At 60.2% G+C, this 20,260-nt stretch carries 19 protein-coding genes; 13 read left to right on the top strand and 6 right to left on the bottom strand.

The features are described from left to right. From ACWNC0_RS16045 to ACWNC0_RS16035, 3 genes are all read right to left on the bottom strand, one after another. Nucleotides 1-1,074: a hypothetical protein gene (locus ACWNC0_RS16045; protein ID WP_449473024.1), complete on the bottom strand. Its 1,074-nt coding sequence runs from the start codon at nt 1,072-1,074 to the stop codon at nt 1-3. 400 nt (nt 1,075-1,474) lie between these two features. Beyond that, a complete protein-coding gene (locus ACWNC0_RS16040; protein WP_449473022.1) occupies nt 1,475-1,666 on the bottom strand; it encodes a hypothetical protein in 192 nt (63 codons plus the stop codon). Between the two features lie 129 nt (nt 1,667-1,795). Then, entirely contained in the window at nt 1,796-3,187 is a 1,392-nt protein-coding gene (locus ACWNC0_RS16035; RefSeq protein WP_449473020.1) for a sugar transferase, read from the bottom strand. A 936-nt stretch (nt 3,188-4,123) separates the two neighbouring features. Between ACWNC0_RS16035 and ACWNC0_RS16030 the strand changes: the two genes are divergently transcribed. The 5 genes from ACWNC0_RS16030 (at nt 4,124) to ACWNC0_RS16010 (ending at nt 9,233) form a co-directional block, all read left to right on the top strand. Continuing rightward, the gene (locus ACWNC0_RS16030) at nt 4,124-4,498 is read left to right on the top strand and encodes a response regulator transcription factor (RefSeq protein ID WP_449473018.1); all 375 of its coding nucleotides are present in this window, start codon (nt 4,124-4,126) and stop codon (nt 4,496-4,498) included. After that, nucleotides 4,495-5,616 carry a YaiO family outer membrane beta-barrel protein gene (locus ACWNC0_RS16025; protein WP_449473016.1) on the top strand — a complete coding sequence of 374 codons (1,122 nt, stop codon included), beginning with the start codon at nt 4,495-4,497 and terminating at the stop codon, nt 5,614-5,616. Before ACWNC0_RS16030 ends, ACWNC0_RS16025 begins: the two co-directional genes overlap by 4 nt. A gap of 2 nt (nt 5,617-5,618) precedes the next feature. After that, nucleotides 5,619-6,590 carry a HEAT repeat domain-containing protein gene (locus tag ACWNC0_RS16020; protein WP_449473014.1) on the top strand — a complete coding sequence of 324 codons (972 nt, stop codon included), beginning with the start codon at nt 5,619-5,621 and terminating at the stop codon, nt 6,588-6,590. Continuing rightward, nucleotides 6,590-8,029: a glycosyltransferase family 2 protein gene (locus ACWNC0_RS16015; protein ID WP_449473013.1), complete on the top strand. Its 1,440-nt coding sequence runs from the start codon at nt 6,590-6,592 to the stop codon at nt 8,027-8,029. The genes ACWNC0_RS16020 and ACWNC0_RS16015 overlap by 1 nt, the downstream gene beginning before the upstream one ends. A 166-nt stretch (nt 8,030-8,195) precedes the next feature. Further along, nucleotides 8,196-9,233 (top strand): rod shape-determining protein, encoded by a 1,038-nt coding sequence (locus tag ACWNC0_RS16010; protein ID WP_449473011.1) that lies wholly within the window; start codon nt 8,196-8,198, stop codon nt 9,231-9,233. Nucleotides 9,234-9,482: 249 nt separating this feature from the next. On the opposite strand, the gene ACWNC0_RS16005 is transcribed toward ACWNC0_RS16010, so the two are convergent. Beyond that, nucleotides 9,483-11,165 carry a chloride channel protein gene (locus ACWNC0_RS16005; protein ID WP_449474636.1) on the bottom strand — a complete coding sequence of 561 codons (1,683 nt, stop codon included), beginning with the start codon at nt 11,163-11,165 and terminating at the stop codon, nt 9,483-9,485. A gap of 132 nt (nt 11,166-11,297) precedes the next feature. Here ACWNC0_RS16005 and ACWNC0_RS16000 point away from each other — a divergent pair, with 132 nt between their 5' ends. Both ACWNC0_RS16000 and ACWNC0_RS15995 read left to right on the top strand, forming a co-directional pair. Beyond that, complete coding sequence (locus ACWNC0_RS16000) at nt 11,298-11,705, top strand: MarR family winged helix-turn-helix transcriptional regulator (RefSeq protein WP_449473009.1); 408 nt, start codon at nt 11,298-11,300, stop codon at nt 11,703-11,705. Between the two features lie 450 nt (nt 11,706-12,155). After that, nucleotides 12,156-13,496: a tyrosine-type recombinase/integrase gene (locus tag ACWNC0_RS15995; RefSeq protein ID WP_449473007.1), complete on the top strand. Its 1,341-nt coding sequence runs from the start codon at nt 12,156-12,158 to the stop codon at nt 13,494-13,496. Nucleotides 13,497-13,736: 240 nt separating this feature from the next. On the opposite strand, the gene ACWNC0_RS15990 is transcribed toward ACWNC0_RS15995, so the two are convergent. Then, nucleotides 13,737-14,126, bottom strand: a complete 390-nt coding sequence (locus ACWNC0_RS15990; protein WP_449473006.1) for a type II toxin-antitoxin system VapC family toxin — start codon at nt 14,124-14,126, stop codon at nt 13,737-13,739. Further along, a complete protein-coding gene (locus tag ACWNC0_RS15985; RefSeq protein ID WP_449473004.1) occupies nt 14,113-14,385 on the bottom strand; it encodes an AbrB/MazE/SpoVT family DNA-binding domain-containing protein in 273 nt (90 codons plus the stop codon). Before ACWNC0_RS15985 ends, ACWNC0_RS15990 begins: the two co-directional genes overlap by 14 nt. Nucleotides 14,386-14,651: 266 nt before the next feature. Between ACWNC0_RS15985 and ACWNC0_RS15980 the strand changes: the two genes are divergently transcribed. The 6 genes from ACWNC0_RS15980 (at nt 14,652) to trbJ (ending at nt 20,259) form a co-directional block, all read left to right on the top strand. Further along, a complete protein-coding gene (locus tag ACWNC0_RS15980) occupies nt 14,652-15,413 on the top strand; it encodes a LuxR family transcriptional regulator (protein WP_449473002.1) in 762 nt (253 codons plus the stop codon). Nucleotides 15,414-15,569: 156 nt separating this feature from the next. Next, the gene (trbB, locus tag ACWNC0_RS15975; RefSeq protein WP_449473001.1) at nt 15,570-16,535 is read left to right on the top strand and encodes a P-type conjugative transfer ATPase TrbB; all 966 of its coding nucleotides are present in this window, start codon (nt 15,570-15,572) and stop codon (nt 16,533-16,535) included. Beyond that, nucleotides 16,532-16,867, top strand: a complete 336-nt coding sequence (locus ACWNC0_RS15970) for a TrbC/VirB2 family protein (RefSeq protein ID WP_449473000.1) — start codon at nt 16,532-16,534, stop codon at nt 16,865-16,867. Before trbB ends, ACWNC0_RS15970 begins: the two co-directional genes overlap by 4 nt. After that, a complete protein-coding gene (locus tag ACWNC0_RS15965; protein WP_196225525.1) occupies nt 16,867-17,130 on the top strand; it encodes a VirB3 family type IV secretion system protein in 264 nt (87 codons plus the stop codon). Before ACWNC0_RS15970 ends, ACWNC0_RS15965 begins: the two co-directional genes overlap by 1 nt. Next, on the top strand, nt 17,127-19,571 hold the full coding sequence (trbE, locus tag ACWNC0_RS15960; RefSeq protein ID WP_449472999.1) for a conjugal transfer protein TrbE: 2,445 nt from the start codon (nt 17,127-17,129) through the stop codon (nt 19,569-19,571). Before ACWNC0_RS15965 ends, trbE begins: the two co-directional genes overlap by 4 nt. Next, complete coding sequence (trbJ, locus tag ACWNC0_RS15955; protein ID WP_449472997.1) at nt 19,555-20,259, top strand: P-type conjugative transfer protein TrbJ; 705 nt, start codon at nt 19,555-19,557, stop codon at nt 20,257-20,259. Before trbE ends, trbJ begins: the two co-directional genes overlap by 17 nt. Nucleotide 20,260: the final 1 nt, after the last annotated feature.

Here is a 20,260-nt window from a genome sequence, read left to right as displayed (position 1 = left end):
TCAAAATCGGATCGCCGTGCCCAGCGTCACCTGGGTTCCGCTATATTCGGCCACATCCGTATCGGTGCGCCGCTTATAGCGTTGCGCATCGAGCGAGATGTCGACGCGATCCGACAACTTGCGTTTCAGCATTCCTCCGAACCGCTGGTTGCGGTCGGCCGTTATGGAAAATGGTCGCAAAGCCGCGTCCTGGCGGAACCTGCGCCGCTCCAGTTCGCCGTAGAGTCCGGCAGAGGTGAGTTCCGAAATCGTGAACTCGCCCTCCAGTCGATATCTGGTCCGGATCGCAAAACCACTGGCTATCAGGCTGTCGTTAACAATGCTGCGGTCTGTCGTGGCCGTCAGTTTGAGCCGGGGAACGATGCTGGTCGAAATACTCACATCCCAGCCTGGGCCATCATAATTCCCAACGGCTGCCGAATCGCTGCTCACATCCAGCCAGCGCACCTCGGCATCAAGTTGGGTGATTGGCGACACCTCACGCTTGAACCGCAGGCCATAACTGTTGGTTCGATTTTCGATGCCAAGCTTGTTCCGATCGCTGTTCACGCGCTCATAAAAGGCGGCCAGCGTACCCAGGCTCGGCATGTTATAGCCGATCCCGGCAACAAATGTGTCGCTGGTCTGATCCGCATAATCGAAGGCGTTATCGTTGCGCGTCATGTCGCGACGGTAGGATGCCACTGGAAACAGGCCCGGGCGCTCGCAATTCAGGTCTGCGCCAAAAGTGGTGAACCGCTGCAGATTTTCCGTCTGCTGATTGATGTCGCCATAATCGGCACGCTGTTGCCTGTAAGATGCAACTGGCGTGATAGAACAAGTCGCGCCAAAACGAATGATTGCCTTCGCCTCGGCGTCGAGCCGCAATTTGCTGCGCTGCCCTTCTGAAATAAACCGATCATAGCCAACCCGGCTTCTCAGCAGCAGGTCATGTCGTCCTATCGGCTTCCCATAAGTCAGTTCAGCCCAAGGCGTTACGATGATGTCGTCGGTGGGATTCTCCAGCCGATCATCCACACGATAAACATTGTCGTCATATAGAAGGTCGACGCCAGCCGTCGCATGGAGGCCCATCGTCTTGAGCCGTGAAGCGTCATCGACCGTAGCCGTCTGAGCGCTGACGGGACAGGGCAGAGCAGTGAGCGCAGCACAGCTTATGGCTGCGGCAACCACCCGCGTGACCGGAGAAAGATCATGGCTTGCAGGCGCGTTAAAGCGCCTCCAAAAATGTGGAGTGTAAGTGATAACCAAATGTGCAGCCCTTTATTGCATTGCAGCAATCAGGGCATGCTAGGCGCCTTTGCGCGCAAAACGAACCTCTTAACAAGCAGCTTGTCGCGACTATGCCACGCTTCGTTTCATCGTGAAAACGAGCGATCATCGGCGCTTTGTCGCGGTTGAGGGCTGTTAATCTGCCAGCAAGGTATCAAACCGGACGCTGTTCATCTGGCAGCAAGATTAAGCTGAGTCTTGGTCAGACCAAATACCAGATGATCGAACAGGTTGCAGCTGCGAAGGTGATGATCCCTGCCCAACGGGAAAGAAGTTCGACGCCGCGATCGGCGCGATCCGCGAAGGATGAGTACACCAGTTTGGGCGCACAATCCTTGTCGCTATCAAAGGAAGAATGTTGCGCAACGGCAACCGGCGCAAGATCGTCTGCCACGTGATTTGTCCGCCCTGTTCGAGATAGCAGACATATCCTATTTTACGCTTAACAAATAGTTCACGTACACGCCGAGCGTCACTCATTCCGTCGCAAATTCAATGAGGTGGTGCAAAAACCGCCCGCCCCTCAGTAAGCGTTGCGATGAATCAGGACGTTGAATGTACCGATCAGGATAGCGATGTCGCGCATCAGGCTCCAGCCGTGGAGATATTCCAGGTCAGCCTCTACCCGATTTAGAATGTCTCGGCGCGTCTCGGTAGCGCCACGGAATCCGCGGATTTGAGCAAGACCCGTGATGCCCGGCTTTAGTGCGTGGCGATGCCAATATTGGCGGTCGACTTGCCAGAATAGCTGTTCTTCCGCTGTCGAGCCCAGAGCGTGAGGACGCGGTCCCACTAGGCTCATCTCGCCTAGCAGAACATTGATCAGTTGAGGCAGTTCATCGATGCTGGTTTTGCGGATGAACGCACCTACTCGAGTGATGCGATCATCATCCCGTCGTGTGGATGAGGCGCCAGCGGCGTCGCATTGTTCAACGCGCATGCTTCGGAACTTCAGAATGTGGAACAGTCGATTTCCGCGGCCGATACGTTCTTGTTTGAAGAAGATGGGGCCGGGTGAATCGAGCCGGATCGCGATCGCGATCGCAACCAGCAAAGGTGCCAGTGCGATCAGCAGCGGTACGGTGATGGCAATATCCAAAAGCCGCTTTTGCGCGCGGTTTGCGAGATTCAGAGGACCGCGCGCCACGACGAGAGTGGAAACGCCGCGATATGTTTGCACAGCCAAGGGCGCCATCGAATCCAGTTCCGGTACGATGATCTCGCCCAGGATATTGCCGCCCTTGAGCATTTGAGCCCAATCCGTCTTGCGATCGGCAGGACAGGATATGACCACTCGGTCGACGTCGCGCAGCAAGGTGCCTAGTCTGTGCAACATATAAGGATCGTCTAGGTCTGCCTTGATGCCTGCACCTTCCGCATCGACAATCACCATGCCGCTGACATCTTCAGGAATCATGCCTCCATCGATGATCATCAGTTGTGCGAACAAATTGTCGCTGAAATGTCTCCGCACCGTGCGAACGATGACCAGGCGCTGCATAACCAACAGAGTCGCACTGCAAAGAATGCCCGCCGAAATGCCCAGCCGCGAAAGATGACCGGTCGCCTTCAGCGAGAAAACCGTGAGCAGGAAGATCAGCAGCGTCCCAGCCAGCGCAAGCGATGCATTGCGCAAGCTGGGCGTTAATTGAGTCAGGCAGACGGGATTGAACGCCTGATTGTGGAAGGCGACGATCCCGTAGACGATCATGCCCCCGCCAAGTGGTTGCCATAGCCCCGAAAAGAGTAAGGGCACGCCAGCCGCGCGCAAGCCAAGACCAAAGCCAGTTGCGAGAGCGGCCATGTCCGCTGCCACGAGCAAGAGGCACAGCCAAAGCCTTACGTTCCGCTGAACGGCGGATGTTGTAGGCTGGCGACCGGGAAACCCCTCGATCGCCAGATCGATTTTCGACATCTGCAACCCTTTTCGTGTCCTGACGTCAACTACGCTTCATCCTGAAGGACGAATGTGTGCATCAGGCATCCGCTGCCTTGTGATTATGTTGCGGAGCAGCAGGACATAATTGCATCGGGCTGGCAATCATTGCTGGGACGCTCGGATGCTCTTTTCCGATGATCCGTTAGGATGGGAAGGTACGGCGCCCCACATCTGCGACGACCCGAAATTCAATGGCCGAAATGTGCAAGCGAAAATTTACCGCACTTACGAAGCGCTTGTTCGAATCACGCCGTCATTTTCGCGAATCAGGCAACGAACCACCACCCGAGAAGGACAAGAGTCCCGGCCAGGGCGATCGGTCCCGCCCAACGCGATAAAAACTGCACGCTCGCCTCGGCGCTTTCATGGGTGAACAGCCCCGCGCGACGATGAGGTTCTGCGGGGCGGCTCCGAACGGCCGCATCGTGACGCGGCCCCGACTGAAGTTCTGCCCCGTCGGAAGTCTCATCCTGAGGTTGAGGTGACAGGTCGATCATCTGCAATAGCCCCAATGCGATACGCCCCTCACAAATAGAACTTTTGATGTAAAAAAGAAGAGCTTTCTACTCGATTTGTAAATTTTGGTGAGCGAATTCCGCATCATTTTGGGGCGTGCGGCACATTAACTGAGCAGTTCGAGACTCGCTGTTAAATCATGGCGCGTCCGACATCCAATTTGTCGGATGCGTCGTCCACTTCGGGGGCACGGCAGACCTTGTCGCGCCGTTTCAATTTCTCGCCCCAGCGCCCAAATCAGCTTTCCACAAAGCATGGCAAGTCTGCCAAAACGTTTTTCCGCTACGGCGAATTGAACCAAAATGGTGGTTTAGCCATTGTTAAGAAAAGAAATTTTTCGCACTAGTCGCACGTAGCTGATACTTAAGGGATCGGCGAGAAAGAGGAACAGGTCAGGTGGCGCATATCCTGGTCGCAGACGATGACGATCTGCTGGGCGAACTGGTCCGGTTCAAGCTTGAAGCGGCAGGTCACGATGTGACAATCAGGCAAGATGGCGCATCTGCGCTGCGGGAAGCGCGAGGAGGGGAATACGACCTCATCGTGCTTGATGCCATGATGCCGGTAATGTCCGGTCCCGATGTACTCAGAGCTTTAGCAGAAGAGCGACCTGGGATGCCGGTTGTCATGCTTACCTCGCGGAAGGCGCAGGCCGACATATTGGCGGCGCTGACTTCGGGCGCTCGTGACTATTTGACGAAACCGTTCATCCCGGATGAACTTGTCGTGCGCGTAAACGCCATCCTGAAATCTGCGAGGCCTGTTCAATGAGCCTGCTCGCTCTGGCGATTGCAGCGGCAGCCGTCACGCAGGATGACGCGATTGTTCCGCAGCGCAATGAGTTGATCGCACAAGCACGGGCAGCCTTGGCACGGCAAGACTACGCTGCCGTAATTGGCAGGCTGGAGCAGGCGGATGCCGCCAATCCAAATGACGCGGAAATCTTGCGCATGCTTGGCAGTGCCTATGCCTTTGACAAACGCTATCCGCAGGCGATCTCAGCGCTTCGTCGGGCAGAACTGCTGGCACCAAAAGACCTCGACATCCGCGCAGCGCTGGTGCGCGCTTACCTGTGGTCTGGCGACCGGGCAGCGGCAGAGCGGGAGCTTGTCGCCATGGAGCAGCGCTCTCCAGCAAACGCGGACGCTGTTGCCATCAGGCGTCAATTGGACGCTCGCGATGCTGTCAGTGCCGCGCCGACGTACTGGGGCTTGGCGGCCACGCAGAACGTTTCCCGCGTGTCCTTTGCCAATCGGCCCAGCCAAACCTGGTATGATACGAATGTCGCTCTTTTCGGCGCAATTGACTCCAATACGTCGGCAGCCTTGACCGTGGAAAGAGAAGACCGGCGATCATTTGCTGACACCCGCCTGGAAACCCGCATCGACCATCGGTTTGGCAACACGCTTCGGACCTTCCTCGCTTTAGCCGTGACGCCGAATGCGAATTTCCGGGAAAAATGGGGCGTGACAGCCGGAGTGGAGGCGGACATTGCCTCATTTGCTACGGTGCTGGCTGATTTGCGGCATGCGGAATATCGCGATGCGTCGGTCACCGTCTTTCAACCCGGCGTTCGGCTTGCAGCGCAAAAGTTGGGACTGGCTGCCACCGTCCGGATGATCAACCTGTGGGATGAAGATGGCACCCACCGGTGGGGCGTGTCGGGCCGAATGGATCGCACCTTCTCCGGCGGGGCAACACTCTATGCCGGAGCAGCCACCTATCCCGATACGGAAGCAGGGATAACCCGGCAGGTTCATTCCCTGTTCGCGGGCGTGACGGTGCCGATCGCTGACAAGGTCTCACTTCGGGCAGGGGTCGACTATGACCGCCGTCGCGCTACCTACAGGCGGACAGGTGGGACGCTAGGTTTTCAGGTCAGGTTCTGATCGTGCCGGGCTTCCCTATCGCCGATCATGTTGCCCGGATCGCCATATTCATATCCGTCTACGGGGCGCTGGCGATGGCCGCCTGGCTGCTCTTCCTGGTGATGCGTCGTGATCGAAAGGAGCGCGCCAGCGTCGCCAAGGCGGAATTGACCCGCGTCCTGACGAGGGAAATCATGGGGGCTGGCCAGAATATCGCCGCGTCGCCCGCTTTCCAGCTCGCCCGCCCTGCTGAAAGGCTGGCGGCGATCAGCCGGATTGTTCAACTACTCAGGGGTGAAGACCGAGAGCGGCTCGTTGCCCTGGTGGAGGAACAAGGGTTGCTCAAGCAGGCGTTGCTGGCGGCAAGGCGGTCCCGGCGGAGGCGGCAGATCGACGCCCTGCGACTACTCGGCAGCATAGGAGGAGGGCAGGCGATCGATATGCTCTACCTTGTGCTGCGGGAGGATCCGAAACTCGACACCCGGTTGGAGGCCGCGTCGTTGCTTGCTCGGTTGGATGCCTTGCCTCCGCCGAATGAGTTGATTGACCACCTGGACCTGCGAAGCGCGCAAATCACGCCGCTGCATCGAACCTTGTTCAGGTTGATCGCCGCACGCCATCCGTCCGAACTATTCAGCTTGGCTCAGTCCGCCGATTTGCCGCCAGCGGTGCGGGCACTGGTGATTGACGCCCTTGGGTGGACGGAGGATTTCTCTGCGCTTCCACTATTGGAAGCTGCCGCCGCCGATACCCATGCGCCCGTTCGTCTGGCCGCATTGGATTCGGCGGCCAGATTGGGGCACCCGGGCAGCGCCAAATGGATATTGCCGCTTTTGAACGACCCCGTGCCTCCCGTCCGTGCCAGAGCTATCCGCGCGTGTCAGTTGATGAGGCTGAACAGCAGCCTGCCTGCTATCGCGGAACTGCGCAAAGATCCTTCGCCCTGGGTACGCCTTCGCGCGCAGCAGGCTCAACAGGTGCTGGGGACTGCCTGATGGGGGTGGGTTCTATATCCTCGACGTTGGAAAGCGTCGGGCTGGGCACCATGGTCGCGATAGGTATCCTGTGCTTTCTGGTCGTGACCGTCCGCAATCTCGTTTCGACCATCCAGTTGCTGCTTGCTGCGCGAGTCTTTGCCACGCGTGTCAGACCTGCTCAGCGATCCTATGACCTTTGGTCTCGCTATGCCGACCTTGCCCTCCCCGTGTCTGTGATCGCACCCTGCTTCAATGAAGAGTTGTCGATCGCAGACAGCGCGCGCGCCTTGCTGGCTCTGGAATATCCGGACCATGAAGTGATATTGGTCAATGATGGGTCCAACGACGCAACCTTGTCCGTCCTGATTCAGGAGTTCGATCTACGCCCGATTGAACGAGAACAATTGGCGGTACTCCAGAAAACTCGCATTTTGGGCATCTATGGTTCTGCGCGCTATCCGAACCTCATCCTAATCGACAAGGAAAATGGGCGGAAGGCGGATGCAGTAAACGCCGGATTGGGCTTTGCCGCCGCGCCGCTGGTTTGCGTCATCGATGCCGATTCCATTATTGAGCCTGATGGCTTGCTGCGCGCTGCCGAGCCTTTCATGACAGATGACGGTTCGTTGATGGCAGTAGGCGGAGCAATTCGCATCGCGAACGGATCAATTGTTGAAGGCGGGCATGTTCGTCAGATTCGACTGCCGCAGCGCTGGTTGCCGCGCTATCAGATATTGGAATATCTTCGAGCCTTTCTGACGGCCCGCATCGCCAATGCGCGGCTGGATATGCTGATGCTGATTTCCGGAGCCTTTGGCATATTCCGGCGGGCGCCACTGGTGGAAATAGGCGGGTATCGGCACGATACGGTTGGCGAGGATCTGGAAGTCGTCACCCGCATCCATCGCCGGATGCGGGAGCAGAAGCGGCCCTATCGCATTGCCTTCGTTCCTGAAGTGGTATGCTGGACCGATGCGCCCGAAAGCTGGCGAGGACTGCGTAACCAGCGCGCCCGGTGGGAGCAGGGCGCGCTGGAGACGATTGTCGAGCATCGGCATATGCTGTTCAACCCGCGATACGGCCGTATCGGTCTGATCGGAATGCCATTGATCGTGATCGAAGATGTGCTCGGACCGCCTTGCGAACTGTTCGGCTACCTTCTGATCCCCATTCTTTACTTTTTGGGAATCGGATCGGGCACCGTCGTGCTTGCCTTCTTCTCTTTGACGGTGCTGTTCGGAACCGCCCTCAGTCTTGGGACCCTGGCGCTTGAGGAAATGCAGCTCAGACGCACGCCGAGTGCCCGCGACCTTTTCATGATCGGCGTCGCTGCCGTTGTTGAAAATCTGGGATACCGCCAGGTGAATTTGGCCTTCCGGACTTACGGCATGTGGCGTTTCTACAGAAAGGACAATCGTTGGGCCGCCGCAGGGAGGGCGGGATTCTCCAGAGGATGAGCGTTGTTCCGGGCGAGGGCGGATTTTCGAATGCGCCAGTGCCGCGGCTCAGCCTTTCGGTTGGACCCGGTTACCAGACGGGTCGTCGCAGCGCTCTTCTGCTCGCGTAGAGGCATCGGCAGGGCGAGATCAGCTTTTCCCTCCCGCAAAAGATTGCCTCGTTTCGATGAAATTGCCCCGGTTTTTCTCGTCCTCTGCTTTTGACATGGCCATCGACCTTGGCACCGTTAACACGGTTATCCATGTCCGCGACCGGGGGATCGTCCTCAATGAGCCGTCGGTCATTGCGATCGAAACCCGGCAGGGGTTCCGTCGCGTAAAGGTCGTGGGCAATGAAGCCAAGCTGATGATGGGGAAGACGCCCGCCAACATTCAGGCGATCCGGCCTCTGCGCGATGGCGTCATCGCGGACATCGATGTCGCCGAACAGATGATCAAGCATTTCATCGACAAGGCGCTGAACGGCAGCCGCTTTGGTCGGCGGCACGAGGTTGTCGTGTGCGTTCCGTCTGGGTCGACCATGGTGGAACGGCGCGCGCTACGCGACGCCGCCGCCAATGCCGGGGCCGCCCACGTCCAATTGATCGAGGAACCGATGGCGGCGGCGATCGGCGCGGGATTGCCGGTTACGGAACCGCGCGGCGCGATGGTGGTCGACATCGGGGGCGGAACAACGGAAGTCGCTGTCCTTTCACTGCGTGGTATCGCCTACAGCAATTCGGCGCGGGTCGGCGGCGACCGGATGGACGATGCGATCGCATCGCATATCCGGCGCAACCACAACCTGTTGATCGGCGAAGCAACGTCCGAACGGGTGAAGTGTGAACTCGGCGCGGCGACGCTACCCGATGGCGAAGGACGGCGGATAGTGGTCAAGGGCCGCGATCTGGTAAATGGCCGCCCTGCCGAGATGACTATCAGCGAGGCGGAAATCGTGGACGCGCTTGCGGAGCCCGTCGGCCAGATCAAGATGGCGGTCAGGACAGCACTGGAAAAGACCGCGCCGGAACTGGCGGCGGACATCATCGAGGAAGGCATCACCCTGACGGGCGGCGGCGCGCTGCTGCGGCGACTGAACCAGGCGCTGATGGAGGAAACCGGCTTGCCAGTGAAGGTCGCGGAAATGCCGCTGATGTGCGTGGCAATGGGAGCGGGCAAGGCTCTGGAAGATCCCGCCTATCAGGGCGTTCTGGCCATTTCCTGATCGTCAGGAGAAGCTCAGCGGTGAGGTGGAGAGTAAGACGGCTCGGGTGGCGCGCCCAACAGGGTGGTCCAGAGAGCAATATCGTTTCTGACGATGTCCTGCTCGGATCGCCACGATGGCGCATCGCGCCTTCCTGACGCGGATCATGCCCCAAATTCCTTCCTTGGGTTAATGGTTGGATCAGCGGGCTTTGCGGGGCGCCATGACCGTATTGCTTGATCGTGTACCCCCGCTGACCGAACGGCTCGGTCACCCCCTCGTCCGGGCCACCTCCGCACCGCGATGGACGGAGCGGAGCTTGAGCAGGTCCTGCCGCGCCACAATGCCGATGACCCTGCTCGATGCGGGCTCAACGATCGGGATGCGGCCGATGCCTGCATCGACCATCATGTCCGCGATGCGACTGATCGGATCACTCGGCGTGCCATAGGGCTGCGATGCATCGGACAAGACTTCTGCGAGGGTCGCTTGCACGGGCGCGCCGTCCACCTGCCAGCGCAGCGCATCAGAACGGGAAACAAGGCCTATGAGCCGCCCTTCCTTGTCCACCACCGGGTAACTGCGATGGACGGCCTGCCCTGCAAAGAAGGAAATGACCGCACCAATGGACGTTGTCCCCTCCAACGTCTGCGGTTCTCGCGTCATCACTTGCCCTGCCTGAAGGAAATCGAACGGATCAACGGTATATTCCTGAAGCACATGCCGCCCGCGCCGTGCGATCTTCTCGGTCAGTATCGAGCGCCGCATCAGCAGTACGCTCACCGCATAGGCTCCCACCGACGCCGCAATGGTCAGCGGCAGCATCGCGAAATCCCCGGTTAGCTCCGCTGCGAACAAGGCGGCGGTCAGCGGCGCGCGCATCGCCCCGCTCATCGTCCCGGCCATCCCGGCCATTGCCCATAGCGCGCTCCCGCCTGGCAGATATTGGCCCAGCAAAAAGCCCAACGCTCCGCCCAACATCAAGAGCGGCGCCAGTACGCCGCCCGACGTTCCGGATCCTAGCGCGATCAGCCACACCGCCGCCTTAACCACCAGCAGCGCCAGCGCCACTCGCACCGCCAACGACCCGTCCAGCAGCCCCCTGATACTCTCATAGCCCGCGCCCAGCACGTGCGCATCCACCAGTCCACCGATACCGACGGCAAGCCCCCCGATCGCTGGCCACCACATCCAGTGGACGGGTAGACGCCCGAACATATCCTCGATCCGATAGAGCAGCGCAGACAGCAACGTCGCTTGCACCCCTGCGACCGCCCCCATGCCCAGTGCGATGCCGATCAACACGGGAGTGAGCATAACCGCATGATGCACGGGAAAGAGCGGCCCGCTTTCGATCAGCACTGGCCGCCATAGCAGTGAGATCAGCACTGCAATAACCACTGGCACGAAGCTGCGCGGCTTCCACTCGAAAAGCAGAACCTCGACGGCGAGCAGGATAGCGGCCATTGGCGTTCCGAAGATCGCTGTCATACCCGCTGCCGCGCCCGAGACCAGAAGGGTTTTGCGCTCCGCCGCGCTCAGATGAAAGAGTTGAGCGAATAGAGACCCGATCGCTCCGCCGGTCATGATAATCGGCCCCTCCGCGCCGAACGGGCCGCCGCTGCCGATGGAAATGGCAGAGGAGAGGGGCTTCAGCACCGCGACCTTGGGCGACAAGCGGCTTTCGCCATAGAGGATCGCCTCGATCGCTTCTGGAATGCCGTGCCCCCGAATCTTCTCCGACCCGTAACGCGCCATCACGCCCACGATAAGGCTGCCTATGACCGGAACTGCGATGACGCCGATCCCTAGCGTGTTGTCCGTGATCGCAGCAGGCGCGGCAGAGAGACGGCCAAACCAGAAGAGATTAGTCGCCACCGCAATCGCCCGAAGCAGCAGCCATGCGCCCAGCGCGCCGCCCGTGCCCACGATCAGTGCGGCGGCGGCCAGCATCATCATGCGTAAGTTGGCGCTATGATCGGCAAGAAGGCTTTGCGATGGAGAGGATGTCGATGATGTCATGCGGGGAGCAACTATATCGCACTACGATATTTATCAATGCCCCTTAGCACGCTATGATGTTGCATGGCCGATCAGTTGACCGACAATGACTATGCGGCCCTTGCCGATTTCCGCTTCTCCCTGCGGCAGTTTCAGGCGTTCAGCGAAAGGGAGGCGGCGCAGTGCGGTCTGACGCCCCAGCAGCATCAAGCTCTCCTCGCGATCCGCGCCGCGCCACGGGGCAGGGCGACGGTAGGGCATGTCGCGGAACGGCTGATCCTCAAACCCCATAGCGCGACCGGCCTTGTCGACCGACTGGAGGCGCTGGGCCTGGTACGGCGGCGTTTATCGGAGCAGGATCGCCGACAGGCGCTGCTCGAACTGACTGAGCAGGCGCACGGGATACTCACCACACTCAGCGCCGCGCATCGGCAGGAAATTGGGCGGCTGCGGCCGCTGTTGATGGAGTTATTGGAAAGGGTTGGGGTTTAAGGAGCAGGCCTTGCGCGCTTCGCGTAAATTCTACGCGTAACGCGTCACTTCGTCATGTTTTGAGGTGACATCGTGGGACCGCAGCCAGCCAGACTAGCCGACGGCCCGCTTCTGTGAAGCGAAATCCGGTCGCGGCATCCGGGACGTGGAAGCCCTCACCGCATGTCCATTAGAACAAGGCGCGGCAACGCCATGGCGGGATGAAATGCTGCATTTTCCAGGAAAAAATGGTGGACGCACTAGGGCTCGAACCTAGGACCCGCTGATTAAGAGGTAAAATCCGGAGCTTTTCTGCAGTATCCGTTTGTTCGCCACACTATGCTAAGTGTCTGAATTACTGTATTTTGTTCCGAAACGCTCTTTCCGTGCTACTCCAATCTTGCCATTAAAGCGATTACGTGGCGATTACGTGGAGACGCTGGTCAGCGGTTCAGAAGGGAGCAACATGCGATGGTAAATCTCAGGCTGACCAAGACCAGCGTCGACGCGATCCCGATGCCGGTCGGCAAAGACAGCTTCGTTTGGGATACTGAACTCAAAGGCTATGGGGTTCGGACCACGCCGAAAGGCGTGAAGTCCTTCGTTCTTCAGTATCGCATGAAAGGAAAAGCTGCTCGGCGGCTCACGATCGGTGGATTCGGGAATCCCTGGACCGTCGAAACTGCGCGCAAGGAGGCGGAGCGGCGATTGATCAAAATCCGCCAAGGTATCGACCCGATTGAGGAAGAGCGGCGGCAGCGTGCGGAAGAGCGCCGACGGGCAGACGAGGAAGCCCAACGGATCGTGGAGGACGCTCGCCAGAAGGCTGACGCTGAAGCATTCGCTTTCAGCGCCTATGTCGAAACCTTCGTGGATCTCTATTTGAAGACGAATTGGCGCGATTCGTGGAAAACTGCCGCGGGCATCCTGAGAGCCGCCAAGCCGCACTTTGATAAATCAGTTCGTGACATCACCCGCACTGACATCGTCCAGCACCTTGATCGTTATAATGATCGGCCGGCGATGAAAAAGCTTGTCCATTCGACATTCCGCAAGTTGCTGAACTGGGCCGAGGACCGGGGCGACATCGACCGTTCGCCGATTGACCGCATGAAGGCGCCCAAGCCAGTTCCCGCCCGCAGGCGCGTTCTTTCACCGGAGGAGCTGATTGCCGTATGGCATGCTAGCGCGCAGCTCGCTCCGCTATGGCGGAGGTATATCCGACTCCTGATCTGTACGCTTGCCCGGCGTGAAGAAGTCGCCGGCCTCGATCGATCCGAAATTGATATGGCAGAGGCAATGTGGGAGTTGCCTGCAGAGCGAGCGAAGAACGATCAAACTCACCGCATACCGCTAAATGCTCTTGCCATGGCCGAATTGCGTGAAACCGTCATCAAGGGTGTCACAAAGGGCCTGATTTTTACGACCACCGGTGACACCGGCGTTTCCGGATTTTCAAAGATGAAAAGAGCTCTTGATGAGCATATGCTTGCAATTCTCCGTGGACGGGCGGCGAAGCGCGGCGAAGATCCTGAACTGGTGGAATTGCGGCCTTGGCGCTTGCACGACCTACGACGCACCGGGACAACCAACCTGCAGGCGCTTGGCGTGCCAGTTGAAGTGACCGAGGCCATTTTAAACCACATCAGCGGCACAACAGCCGGTGTGGCAGGGGTCTACAATCTTTACCGCTACGATGCGGAAAAACGTGCCGCTCTCGACAAATGGTCAAAGCAACTCTGGTCACTCGTGGGCAAAGAGGCTGCTAGTGCTGAAGCGGCTGGATCCATCCGGCGGCGTCAAAAGCGATGAAGTGTCATAGTTCCTTGGCGAAATTCGACCATCATTCTTGAATGTGGATGACAGAGAAACATTCTCCAGGATGGTTAACGGAATGATGCGGGCTTTTGGAGCTGGATTCTTGTGGGCTGCTGCTGATTGGTCGGCCGGAACAGCAACAAATAGGCGGCCTCTACCGCTCTACACGATACTCATCGGCCGAGGGTTGCGCAGCGTGGCCGAGCGAAACGCATGGAGGGAGGGGAGAGGTCGCTACGGCATGATGACAGGAATAGAGCTCAACAAGCTGGCCCGCTTGGCCAGTTTCTGGTCGAACGTGAGGAAGTCTTCACAATGCGCAGATCGCGACAGGTGAAGGGCGTCCGCGAAATCCATTCCATCTTCCATCCAGTCCAGCGCCGACGCTAACTGAGACGGCTGCTCCACTACCATGCCGGGCAGACCAGCAAGGCCGCGCACGGCGCCAGCGATCTGGGCTGGCTTGAAATTGTAGCCCGCGCGTAGAACCCATTCCGCTTCCAATAGGACCGTAAGTCCGAGAAACACATCCCGGCCCTCAATGGCGCGCCGGGCCGCGGCGGCTTGTTGTTCATCATCAGCTGTCAACAGACGCACGACTATGTTGGTGTCAATCGCGCGCACGTCGCTTCGCCTCCTTTACGATGACAGCGTTCATGTCATCGATCGACAGCGCCCGCTTGGCAGGCGAGAGCGAACCAAACACCGCATTGATGTCGGTCGGCGGGAAGATGGGCAGCGGCTTGAGAAGAACACCTTCGCTGGTTTCTTCGACGACGAGCTTTGTGCCGGCAGGCCAATGTCGATGGTCGCGAATAGACTTCGGTAGAATCACCTGACCCTTAGTGGAAACCGTGGTGGTAATTTGTTCGTGGGCACCCATCTTCTCCTCCGCGGTAAGACGGAGGTAAGATAAGCCTTGTGAATTCGCGGGGCAAGTCTCGTCTTGCACTGCTCATTGGCTTTGCCAAGCAACGGTGCACCGCATTGTTCCGCAGATGATTGCCATGTCATAAGAATCCGTCATATTCGCACCGCAACTGCGCTGCAGGCGGCTGTGGACTGGCGGCTTTGGGCGCGCAAAAAGGAAGGCGATACGCGAGTTCCGCGGGTTGCGAACGCCCTTGCGATCGAGAGACGGTGCAAGCCATGGGTCGATTGCGACTTGTGGAAAGTTTCGCTGGCGCTCTTCTAGGCGCCGACGATCAGTCGCGGCTGCAATGTGAACTGGAGCAGGCCGCAGCCGAGATGGGTTTTGACTATTATGCCCTTGCCCATCATGTCGATCTACGAGCGGTAGGCGCCGAGCCTGTCCTCCTCCATAATTACCCTGGCAGCTGGGCCGATCTCTACCATGAGGAGGAGCTTGGGCCGATTGATCCGGTGCGGCGGATGAGCCATCGGACGAGCCGCGGTTTTCGGTGGTCGCACATAGGCCGCACGATTTTGCTGTCGAGCAGGGATCGCAGCATACTTGCAGCGGGCAGCGCCCATGGGATCGGCGAGGGCTTCACGGTGCCCGCCCACATACCTGGCGAGGTGAGCGGCTCCTGCTCCTTCGTGGTTCTGAATGGCAAGCCGCTTCCCGAAGACATGTTGTGGAGCGCACAGCTTGTGGGAGAAATCGCGCTTGAGAAAGCCCGCTTCCTGGCAGGAGGCGAGCCGGTCGCCGCAGAGATCGAACTGACGGATCGGCAGATTGAATGCGTGCTGTGGGCCGCGCGCGGAAAGACCGATTGGGAGATCTCCAGGATCATGGGCATCAGCCAGCTGACCGTCGAGCAGCACCAGAAGATGGCGCGCGAGCGCTACGGTGTGGGTTCGCGCACGGCGCTGGCGATTCGCGCGCTGTTCGACGGGGTGATCTGCTTTGCCGACATCTACCGGTCGCGCTTTGGCGGCCGCCGCTAGCAAGGCTTGGGTCATGAACACCGCCGCGTCTTTCTGATCCAACGCCACCCTTCGATGGCGTGAAAGCCTTGTTGCGAAGGGCTGTAATCAGGTTCTCTTGTGTGTCCCCGACGGGCAGCTGGCTTTTCCGCCATGCCAGACAGGGGAGTATCGTTGATGTCGCCAATCGCGCCACGCACGCAGCTGGAACGAAGTGTGCGGATGCTGCGGTCGGGCTTTGGCCCCCGGCTGATCGGATGGCTCGCTGATCCCGAGATCATCGAGATCATGCTCAATCCCGATGGCCGGCTCTGGCTGGATCGCCTCGGCGAGGGGATGATCGCAACCGACGAGATCATGTCGCCGGACATGGCCGAACGGGTGATCAGACTGGTCGCCCATCATGTTGGCGCAACTGTCCACAGCAGTTCACCAAGGCTGTCCGCGGAACTGCCCGAGGGTGGTGAAAGGTTTGAAGGGCTGGTGCCACCCATCGTTGCCGCGCCCTCCTTCTCGATCCGGAAGCCCGCTGCAAAGATATTCACGCTGGCCGACTATGTCGCGGCCAGCGTCATGACCGCCGATCAGGCAGCGGTGCTCGAAGCCGCTGTGGTGTCGCGCGCCAACATCCTGGTGGCGGGCGGCACGGGAACGGGCAAGACCACGCTGGTGAATGCGCTGCTCGCGGAAATTGCCAAGTCGGACGACCGCGTCATCCTGATCGAAGACACGAGGGAACTGCAGTGCAGCGCACCCAACCTTGTCGCCTTGCGCACCAAGGATGGCGCTGCCACTCTCCGGGATCTGGTCCGATGTGCGCTGAGGCTGAGGCCCGATCGCATACCTATAGGCGAGGTTCGCGGACCAGAGGCGCTGGATCTCATCAAAGCCTGGGGGACTGGGCACCCCGGCGGTTTCGGCACGATCCACGCGGGGTCGGCCCGCGGCGCCCTGCGCCGCCTCGAGCAGTTGGTGCAGGAGGCCGTGGTCACCGTGCCACGCGCGTTAATCGCAGAGACGGTCAACCTCGTCGCCGTGCTTGTGCGCGACGGTTCGGGACGCCGCCTTGCCGAGCTTGCGTGGATCGATGGGCTCGATGCACGCGGCGACTTTCGCATTTCACCCCAAGGAGACCGCCGATGAGCCGTCAGTTAGTGTGTCCGCTTCGCCGCCATCTCCAGGTCCTTCCACTCGCGATGGCTGTCGGAATGGCGCTGACCAGTCCCGCTCAGGCGTCGGGATCCTCCATGCCCTGGGAAGCGCCGCTTCAGTCGATCCTGGAATCGATTGAAGGCCCGGTCGCAAAGATCGTTGCCGTCATCATCATCATCACCACGGGTCTGGCGCTGGCATTCGGCGACACATCCGGCGGTTTCAGGCGCCTCATTCAGATCGTCTTCGGCCTTTCGATCGCCTTTGCAGCGTCGAGCTTCTTTCTCTCCTTCTTCTCCTTTGGCGGCGGGGCGCTCGTCTGATGCAGCCGCTTCCCCATGGCTATGAAGTGCCAGTGCACCGGGCGCTGACAGAACCCATCATGCTGGGTGGCTCCCCGCGGGCGCTGGCAATCATCAATGGCACGCTGGCCGGCGCCGTCGGGATCGGATTGCGGCTCTGGATCATCGGCATCCTCCTTGGCCTCATCGGCCATGGCCTTGCCGTCTGGGTCGGTCGGCGTGACCCCCACTTTGTCGAGGTCGCTCGCCGCCACGTTCGCTACCCTGCGGTCCTTATCCCATGATGCCCTTGCGTGAATATCGCGGCAAAGCGGCGGGCCTTTCAGATTTCCTGCCATGGGCGGCGCTCATCGCGCCCGGCATCGTCCTCAACAAAGACGGCGCCATGCAACGGTCCGCCCGGTTCCGCGGACCTGATCTGGACTCCTCGACGCCCACCGAACTTCTTGCGGTCACCGCGCGGCTCAATAGCGCGCTCCGCCGGCTGGGCTCGGGATGGTCGATATTCACAGAGGCGCAGCGGGTGCCCGCGATGGACTATCCGCAAAGCCGCTTTCCCGATCCAGTGTCGGCACTGGTGGATCGGGAGAGACAGGAACAGTTTCGCGAGGAAGGCGCCCATTTTGAAAGCGCCTATTATCTGACGTTCCTGTGGCTACCGCCTGCCGATGAAGCACAGCGCGCCGAAGCCTGGTTCTATGAAGGCCGCGAACGGCAGTCGGTGGACCCGAGGGAATGGCTGTCCCAGTTCGCCGATCGCACCTCACGGATCGGGCAATTGCTCGAGGCCTTCCTGCCTGAATTTGAATGGCTCGATGACCGCGCGACGCTGACTTACCTACACGGCACTGTCTCCTCGCGACGGCAGAGCGTGCGCGTGCCCGAAACCCCCATCTATCTGGACGCCATCCTCGCGGATGAGCCGTTGGTAGGCGGGCTGGAGCCGCGGCTCGGCGACCAGCATCTTCGCACGCTGACCATCTGCGGATTTCCGAGCGCGACCTTTCCCGGCATATTGGACGAGCTTAACCGGCTGGCCTTCCCCTATCGCTGGGTGACCCGGGCGATCCTACTGGACAAGGGAGAGGCGACTCGCCTCCTCCAAAAGATCCGGCGCCAGTGGTTCGCCAAGCGTAAATCGGTCGCGGCGATCCTCAAGGAGGTGCTGACCAACGAAGCCAGTGTTCTTCTCGACAATGATGCGTCCAACAAGGCTGAAGACGCGGATCTCGCCTTGCAGGAACTGGGCGCGGACATGGTCGGCCAAGCTTATATAACGGCCACAGTCAGTATTCTGGCCGAAGATGCAAGGACGGCCGACGAACGGCTGAAGCTCGTCGAAAAGGTCATCCAGGGTCGTGATTTTACCTGCATCGCCGAGCGGATGAACGCGCTCGAGGCCTGGCTCGGATCCCTTCCGGGGCATGTCTACGCCAATGTCCGGCAGCCGCCGATCAGCACGCTCAACCTTGCCCATATGATGCCGCTGTCGGCCATCTGGGCTGGCCCCGAGCGGAACGACCATTTGGGCGGTCCGCCGCTGTTCCATGCGCGGACCGAAGGGTCCACGCCATTTCGCTTCTCCCTTCATGTGGGAGACGTCGGCCACGCCATGGTCGTGGGACCGACTGGAGCAGGAAAGTCGGTGCTGCTTGCCTTCATGGCGATGCAATTCCGGCGCTATGCAGGCGCGCAGATCTTTGCCTTCGATTTTGGCCGCAGCCTCCGGGCGGCCGTCCTTGCGATGGATGGCGCGTGGCGGGATCTGGGAAGCGGTCAGGAGGATGGCGCGGAGAGCGTGTCGCTTCAGCCGCTGCGGCGGATCGACAGTCCTTCCGAGCGCGCATGGGCGGCAGAGTGGCTCGCCGCGATACTGGCCGGCGAAGGCGTGGATCTCGATCCGGCGGCAAAGGAGCATTTGTGGACGGCGCTCTGCAGTCTCGCGTCCGCGCCGCCGGCCGAGCGAACCCTTACCGGCCTTGTGGTGCTCCTGCAGGATATGCGGCTGAAACAAGCCCTTGCGCCCTTCTGTCTCTCGGGCCCATGGGGGCAGCTGCTCGATGGCGAGGAGGAAGGCCTCTCCAGCAACACCTGCCAGGTTTTTGAGACCGAGGGGCTGGTGGGGTCGGGGGCAGCCGCTGGCGTATTATCCTATCTGTTCCACCGGATCGAAGGGGAGCTCGATGGCCGGCCGACGCTTATCCTGATCGACGAGGGATGGCTGGTCCTTGATAGTCCGATGTTCGCGGCGCAGCTGCGCGAGTGGCTCAAGACGCTGCGCAAGAAGAATGCCTCGGTGCTTTTCGCGACCCAGAGCCTTGCCGACATCGAGCGCAGCGCCATCGCGCCAGCCATCATCGAAAGCTGCCCCACCCGTATCTTCCTGCCGAATGAGCGGGCGATCGAACCGCAGATCGCGGCGATCTATCAGCGCTTTGGCCTCAACGAACGTCAGATCGAAATCTTGGCCGGGGCCACGCCCAAGCGGGATTATTATGTGCAATCCCGGAGCGGCAACCGCCTCATCGACCTTGGCCTCGACGACGTCGCCCTGGCCTTCACCGCCGCATCGTCACGCACCGACCAGGATCGCATCAGCGCGATACTGGCGCAAAGCGAGTCCGGAGGCTTTGGCGGCGCGTGGCTGCGCAGTCGCGGCTTCGACTGGGCCGCCGATCTTCTAAGCATCATTGTAAAGGAAATGGCCCATGTCCCGCACTTATAGTGCACATCTGCTTGCCCTCATATCGGCGACGGCGCTCCTGGCGAGCGCTCCCGCCGACGCTCTTATCGTCTATGATCCGACCAACTATGCGTCCAACGTGCTGCAGGCAGCGCGAGCGCTCGAGCAGATCAACAACCAGATCCGCTCCTTGCAGAACCAGGCGACATCGCTTCTCAACGAAGGCCGCAATCTTGCGTCGCTCCCTTTCAGTTCGCTCCAGGCGCTCGAGGCGCAGGTCCAGCAAACGCAGAGCCTGCTCACACAAGCCGAACGGCTTGCCTATGACGTGCGGCAAATAGACCAGGCATTTTCCTCGCGATACGGGGCAGTATCCGCAAGCACGAGCAACGCCGCGCTGGTGGAGGGCGCGCGGGATCGGTGGGAGACGAGCGTCGCCGCGTTCAAGGACGCGCTCAAGGTCCAGGCGGGCGTGGTCGGCAATATCGATGGGACGCACTCCATCTTGAACGCGCTGCTGTCCCGGAGCCAATCGGCGACAGGCGCGCTGCAGGCCGCGCAGGCCGGAAACCAGCTTGTTGCCCTGCAGATCCGGCAGGTCGCCGATATGACCGCCGTCATGGCGGCCGCGTCGCGAGCGCAGGCGATTGAGGCCGCGCGCGGCGCCACGGCAGAGTCTGAAGGGCGGGCGCGCTTCGCTCGCTTTGTAAGGCGCGGGCCTCGAGGGTGAG

This window comes from Sphingobium chungangianum (assembly GCF_977014255.1).
Note: the sequence above shows the minus strand (reverse complement) of the source record. Positions and strands in the feature narration are given on the sequence as shown.